Origin of the sequence: Actinomadura keratinilytica, assembly GCF_039539665.1 — a bacterium.
GTDB lineage: Bacteria > Actinomycetota > Actinomycetes > Streptosporangiales > Streptosporangiaceae > Spirillospora > Spirillospora keratinilytica.
The window spans coordinates 1-1,298 of sequence record NZ_BAABDO010000265.1; the positions used below are offsets into that span (position 1 = coordinate 1).

Below are 1,298 nucleotides of genomic sequence, written 5' to 3' on the forward strand. Positions count from 1 at the left end.
GAGATCGAGCGGGTCATGCAGGTGCTGAGCCGCCGCACCAAGAACAACCCGGTGCTGGTCGGCGAGCCCGGTGTCGGCAAGACCGCCGTGGTGGAGGGGCTGGCGCAGAAGATCGTCAAGGGCGAGGTGCCCGAGACCCTCAAGGACAAGCAGCTGTACACCCTGGACCTGGGGGCGCTGGTCGCCGGGTCGCGGTACCGGGGTGATTTCGAAGAGCGTCTGAAGAAGGTGCTCAAGGAGATCCGCACCCGCGGCGACATCATCCTGTTCATCGACGAGCTGCACACGCTGGTCGGTGCGGGGGCCGCCGAGGGCGCGATCGACGCCGCGTCCATCCTCAAGCCGATGCTGGCGCGGGGCGAGCTGCAGACCATCGGCGCCACCACCCTCGACGAGTACCGCAAGCATCTGGAGAAGGACGCGGCGCTGGAGCGGCGGTTCCAGCCGATCCAGGTGGCCGAGCCGTCCCTCAGCCACACCATCGAGATCCTCAAGGGCCTGCGCGACCGCTACGAGGCGCACCACCGCGTGTCGATCACCGACAGCGCCCTGGTCGCCGCCGCGCAGCTGGCCGACCGCTACATCTCCGACCGGTTCCTGCCGGACAAGGCGATCGACCTGATCGACGAGGCCGGGTCGCGGATGCGCATCCGCCGCATGACCGCGCCGCCGGACCTGCGCGAGTACGACGAGAAGATCGCCGCCGTGCGCCGGGAGAAGGAATCGGCGATCGACGCCCAGGACTTCGAGAAGGCCGCCGCCCTGCGCGACTCCGAGAAGCAGCTCCTGGCCGCCAAGGCCGCCCGGGAGAAGGAGTGGAAGGCCGGCGACATGGACGTCGTGGCCGAGGTCACCGAGGAGCTGATCGCCGAGGTGCTGGCCACCGCGACGGGCATCCCGGTGTTCAAGCTGACCGAGGAGGAGTCCTCGCGGCTGCTGCGCATGGAGGACGAGCTGCACAAGCGCGTCATCGGCCAGCACGACGCGATCAAGGCGCTGTCGCAGTCGATCCGGCGCACCCGCGCCGGGCTGAAGGACCCCAAGCGTCCGGGCGGGTCGTTCATCTTCGCCGGGCCGTCGGGCGTGGGCAAGACCGAGCTGTCCAAGACGCTGGCGGAGTTCCTGTTCGGGGACGAGGACGCGCTCATCCAGCTGGACATGAGCGAGTTCATGGAGAAGCACACCGTCTCGCGGCTGTTCGGCTCCCCGCCCGGCTACGTCGGGTACGAGGAGGGCGGCCAGCTCACCGAGAAGGTGCGGCGCAAGCCGTTCTCGGTGGTGCTGTTCGACGAGATCGA

1 protein-coding gene is annotated in these 1,298 nt (G+C 69.0%); it reads left to right on the forward strand.

Translation table 11 applies throughout. The features are described from left to right. The coding region (locus tag ABD879_RS32595) for an ATP-dependent Clp protease ATP-binding subunit (RefSeq protein WP_345025645.1) at window positions 1-1,298 on the forward strand (1,298 nt) is incomplete at both ends.